At 71.7% G+C, this 4,983-nt stretch carries 5 protein-coding genes; 3 read left to right on the top strand and 2 right to left on the bottom strand.

The annotated features are described in order from the left end of the window. Nucleotides 1-34: 34 nt before the first annotated feature. Nucleotides 35-724, bottom strand: a complete 690-nt coding sequence (locus J1C73_RS29040; RefSeq protein WP_207318973.1) for a copper homeostasis protein CutC — start codon at nt 722-724, stop codon at nt 35-37. A gap of 251 nt (nt 725-975) precedes the next feature. On the opposite strand from J1C73_RS29040, the gene J1C73_RS29035 reads away from it, so the two are divergent. The 3 genes from J1C73_RS29035 (at nt 976) to J1C73_RS29025 (ending at nt 4,562) form a co-directional block, all read left to right on the top strand. Beyond that, complete coding sequence (locus J1C73_RS29035) at nt 976-3,279, top strand: heavy metal translocating P-type ATPase (RefSeq protein WP_372446748.1); 2,304 nt, start codon at nt 976-978, stop codon at nt 3,277-3,279. A gap of 207 nt (nt 3,280-3,486) precedes the next feature. Then, nucleotides 3,487-4,023 (top strand): hypothetical protein, encoded by a 537-nt coding sequence (locus J1C73_RS29030; protein WP_207318972.1) that lies wholly within the window; start codon nt 3,487-3,489, stop codon nt 4,021-4,023. Next, nucleotides 4,020-4,562 (top strand): hypothetical protein, encoded by a 543-nt coding sequence (locus J1C73_RS29025; protein WP_207318971.1) that lies wholly within the window; start codon nt 4,020-4,022, stop codon nt 4,560-4,562. Before J1C73_RS29030 ends, J1C73_RS29025 begins: the two co-directional genes overlap by 4 nt. Nucleotides 4,563-4,578: 16 nt before the next feature. Here J1C73_RS29025 and J1C73_RS29020 read toward each other — a convergent pair. After that, on the bottom strand, nt 4,579-4,983 hold a 405-nt coding region (locus tag J1C73_RS29020), incomplete at its 5' end, for a 5-oxoprolinase subunit C family protein (RefSeq protein WP_504744640.1).

Genomic DNA, 4,983 nt, shown 5'->3' with positions numbered 1-4,983 from the left:
CCCCCAGGCACCGCAACCCGGGGGCTCCGCCCCCCTACGCGTCGAGCACCGCCCGCCACTCCCGTACCGCCGCCGCGTCCACCGGCCCCGACCAGCCGCCGGGCCGCGCCGCGCCACCGATGTGGACGGCGTCGATCCCCGCGTCCAGCAGTTCCGGCAGATGGTCGAGCCGCAGCCCGCCACCGACCAGGATCTGCGGCTCGTACCCCGGCTCCCCCTTGCGCGCCGCCTCCACCAGCAGCGTGGGGATGCCGTCGTCCACCCCGGCGGCCGACCCCGCGGTGAGATACGTGTCCAGGCCCGGGAGATCCGCGAGCGCCTTGCGCAGGGCGTCCCGGTCGGCGGCACGGTCGATCGCGCGGTGGAACGTCCAGTGGCAGCCGTCCAGCTCGGCGATGATCCGCTCGACGGCCACGAGATCCGGGCGGCCGTCCGCGTCCAGGAAGCCGAACACGAATTCGTCCGCGCCCTCCGCCCGCAGCTCGCGCGCCTTGCGTACGAGTACATCGATGTCACCGGCCGCGAAGCCGTCCGCCACTCTGAGCATCACCCGCAGGGGGATGTCCACCGCGGCGCGGATCGCCGCGAAGGTCGCACAGGACGGGGTGAGGCCGTCCGCCGCCATGTCGGTGACCAGCTCAAGCCGGTCCGCACCACCCGCCTGGGCAGCGACCGCGTCCCCCGCGTCGAGAGCGATCACCTCCAGGACTGCACGGTTGCTCATGGGAACCCAATCCTCCAGGAAGCAGCTATAGGTCTAGTCCAATGGCCAGCCTACGGGCCGGACGGCCGAGGACACAGCCTCACCGCGCACGTGAAGATACGCCAGGTCAGAGGCGCGCCAGGCAACCAGACGGCCGGAATTCGCGCGTCCACGGTGGACCACCCTTGCGGATTCATAGGGGTAGGGGGTATACCTGAATCAGCACTACATACCCCCCAGGGGTATAAATCATCCCCTACCGAGGAGGCCCCGTGTCCGCGCAGACCGCAGCCACCACCGGCACCACTGACACCAGTGGCACCACCGGTACCGGCGCCGCAGAGGTCGAGCTCGCCATCGGCGGCATGACCTGCGCCTCGTGCGCGGCCCGTATCGAGAAGAAGCTCAACCGGATGGACGGGGTCGAGGCCACCGTCAATTACGCCACCGAGAAGGCCCGGGTCAGCTACCGGGGCGAGGACGTCTCCGTACAGGACCTGATCGCCACCGTCGAGACGACCGGCTACAGCGCGCACGAGCCCGCTCCCCCGGTACGTACCGCTGACGCACCCGCCGAGGCGGCGAAGGCGGCGGCGGACGAGCTCCGCCCGCTGCGGCAGCGGCTGATCACCGCGGTCCTGCTCGCGGTGCCGGTGATCGCGATGGCGATGATCCCGGCGCTCCAGTTCGACAACTGGCAGTGGCTCTCGCTGACCCTCGCGGCGCCCGTCGTCACGTATGCCGCCTGGCCCTTCCACCGCGCCGCGTGGACCAACGCCCGGCACGGCGCGGCCACCATGGACACGCTGATCTCGGTCGGCACCTCGGCCGCGTTCCTGTGGTCGGTGTGGGCGCTCTTCTTCGGCACCGCCGGAATGACCGGCATGACGCACCCCTTCGAGCTGACCATCGGCCGCAGCGACGGCGCCGGGAACATCTATCTCGAAGCCGCCGCCGGAGTCACCGCGTTCATCCTGGCCGGGCGCTACTTCGAGGCCCGCTCCAAGCGGAAGGCGGGCGCGGCGCTGAAGGCCCTGCTCGAACTGGGCGCCAAGGAGGTCACCGTCCTGCGCGACGGCCGTGAGGTGACCGTGGACACGGCGGACCTCCAGGTCGGGGACCGCTTCCTGGTCCGGCCCGGCGAGAAGATCGCCACCGACGGCACCGTCGTCGAGGGCAACTCGGCGGTGGACGCCTCCATGCTCACCGGCGAGTCCGTCCCCGTCGAGGTCGGCGTCGGCGACCCGGTGACCGGTGCCACGCTCAACGCGGGCGGCCGGCTCGTCGTCGAGGCGACCCGGATCGGCGCCGACACCCAGCTGGCCCGGATGGCCAAGCTGGTCGAGGACGCGCAGAACGGCAAGGCGGCGGCCCAGCGCCTCGCCGACCGGATCTCGGCGGTGTTCGTCCCCGTGGTGATCGCGCTCGCGCTCGGCACGCTCGGCTTCTGGCTCGGCAACGGCTCGGGACTGACGGCCGCGTTCACCGCCGCCGTGGCCGTACTGATCATCGCCTGCCCCTGCGCCCTCGGCCTCGCCACACCCACCGCCCTCATGGTCGGCACCGGACGCGGCGCCCAGCTCGGCATCCTGATCAAGGGCCCCGAAGTCCTGGAGACCACCCGCCGCGTCGACACGATCGTGCTGGACAAGACCGGCACCGTCACCACCGGCAAGATGACCCTCCAGACCGTCCACACCGCCCCCAACACCACCGAGACCGACGTACTGCGCCTCGCCGGCGCCCTGGAACACGCCTCCGAGCACCCCATCGCCCAGGCCGTCGCCACCGGAGCCGGCGAACGCATCAACGCCCCCCTCCCCACCCCCGAGGACTTCGCCAACGTCCCGGGCCTCGGCGTCCAGGGCGTCGTCGAGGGCCATGCCGTTCTCGTGGGCCGCGAGCAGTTGCTGGCTCAGTGGGAGATCCGCCTCCCCGCAGAGCTGGCGCGCCGGAAGGCGGAGGCCGAGGCGGCGGGCCGCACGGCGATCGCGGTCGCCTGGGACGGCGAGGCGCGGGCGGTCCTGGAGGTGGCCGACGCGGTGAAGGACACCAGCGCCGAGGCGATCAAGAGGCTCCGCGCGCTCGGTCTGACACCGATCCTGCTGACCGGTGACAACCGGGCGGTGGCGGAATCGGTCGCGGCCGAGGTCGGCATCGACGAGGTGTACGCGGAGGTCATGCCGGAGGACAAGGTCGACGTCGTCAAGCGCCTCCAGGCGCAGGGGCGTTCGGTCGCGATGGTCGGTGACGGTGTGAACGACGCTGCCGCCCTGGCCCAGGCCGATCTGGGCCTCGCGATGGGCACCGGCACGGACGCGGCGATCGAGGCGGGAGACCTGACCCTGGTCCGGGGGGACCTGCGGGCCGCCGCCGACGCGATCCGGCTGTCGCGGAAGACGCTGGGCACCATCCGGACGAACCTGTTCTGGGCCTTCGCCTACAACGTGGCCGCCCTCCCGCTGGCCGCGGCGGGGCTGCTGAACCCGATGATCGCGGGTGCGGCGATGGCGTTCTCGTCGGTGTTCGTGGTCGGCAACTCACTGCGGCTGCGGGGGTTCAAGGCCGGGGTGTGACCGACTGCGCGTCCCCGCCCGCGGGCGGCCGGAGCCGGGCTCCCTCCGGGGAGCCGGGCCTCCGGCCGCCTGTCGGCGTATCCGCGCACCATGGCTCTCCCCCTTCGAGCGGGGGCCACGCGCAACGCGCTCTTCTCTCCTCGAACGGGGCTGCCGAGCAAGCCCGTTGTCAGTGGCTGCGTTTAGGGTTCCGGCATGATCAGCTGGATGCACGATTCGTTTCCCGGCCACGAGGTGAACCTCGTCCTCGCCCGCGGGCTGTCCGCCGACACACTGGTCGAGGGCCTTCGCGGACTGCACCGCGAGCCGCTCGCCCACGGTGAGGCGGGCGGCTGGGCCTGGGCGGTACACGACATGTTCGAGGAGGGGACCGAGGACTACGACCCGGTCGACTACCGGAGCATCTGCCCGGAGGGCACCGAGGTCATCGTGTTCGAGACCGAGCCGTGCAGTGCCAAGGCGCACGGGCCCAACTTCACTTACCTCCGCAGCGGCCGTACCACCCTGCACTTCAGCTTCGAGGACATCGGGCAGCGACTGGGCGACAACCCCGACCACATATCGGCCGAGCTCCTCGCCGCGAACCTCATCGGCCCCGGGGCGGAGTGCGACAAGTGGAAGACGGAAGACGGCCACGACTGCCTCGACCACGAGGACAACGCGGACGACCGGCTGGTGAAGGCGCTGGCGGACTGCTTCGCCCTGCCGTCGCCCCCGCTCTCCCTTGAGGTGACGGCCAAGTGAACGCGATCGCCCCGAACACGTTCGTCACCTACGCCAGAGGCCTGGACCTGCCGACCCTCGTCGACGTCTTCACCGAGGCGAGGTGTCCCGTCCGCACACAGGGCGAATCGGGCGACTGGTCATGGGTGACGCATGACGCGACCGCCCCGAGCGGGCTGGCGGTCATGGATCTGGCACGCGACATCACCGGTTTCCGTTACGCGGAACGGTTCGGCGGGCCCGATCGCGTGGAGACGGTGTTCCTGGCCTCCACCCCCGCGTGCGAGTGCCCGCACGGGCAGAACTACGCGATCCCGCATTGCGACGAGCACCCGTTCAACTTCTCCCACAGCCGGGGCGGGTTCAACAAGACGTACTTCAACGTCGGGCGGCGCCGCGAGTCGCGTCGCAGCGGCGACCTGCTGGTACGGGAGTTGCTGGACGCCGGGATCGTCGGCCGGGAGACCCCGGCGTACGACGCCGACCCGTCGTTCAACGCCGACGGCGCTGTGACGATGCGGATCATCACCGACCGTTTCGGGCTGCCCGCCGTGACCTGAGGAGCGTCCTGGCCGATCACCTCCCGCCGAGCACGAACCGCACCACCGTCCCGGCCACCACCCGTGCCGCCGCCGCCAGCGCGGATTGCGGGACGACGCCCACCACCGGGTAGCCGCCCGTCGTCGGATGGTCGTTCAGGAACACCACCGGGCGGCCGTCCGGAGGGACCTGGACCGCGCCCAGCACCAACCCCTCACTGGGCAGTTCGCCCTGCCGGGCCCGGACCAGCGCGGGGCCCTCGGTGCGCAGGCCGATGCGGTTGCTCTGCGGCGAGACGCGGTACGCCGCCGTGGTGAGCGTGCGCAGCGCGGCGGACGTGAACCAGGTGTGGCGGGGGCCGAAGAGCACCGGGAGCACCAGTTCGGCGGGCACCCCCGGCCACGGCACCGCCCCGGCGGGCGGGGCGGTGCCGTGGCCGGG

Source organism: Streptomyces laculatispora (assembly GCF_017353455.1).
Taxonomy (GTDB): Bacteria; Actinomycetota; Actinomycetes; order Streptomycetales; family Streptomycetaceae; genus Streptomyces; species Streptomyces laculatispora.
The sequence above is the reverse complement of the archived record's forward strand: the minus strand, read 5'-3'. Positions and strand labels throughout refer to the sequence as shown.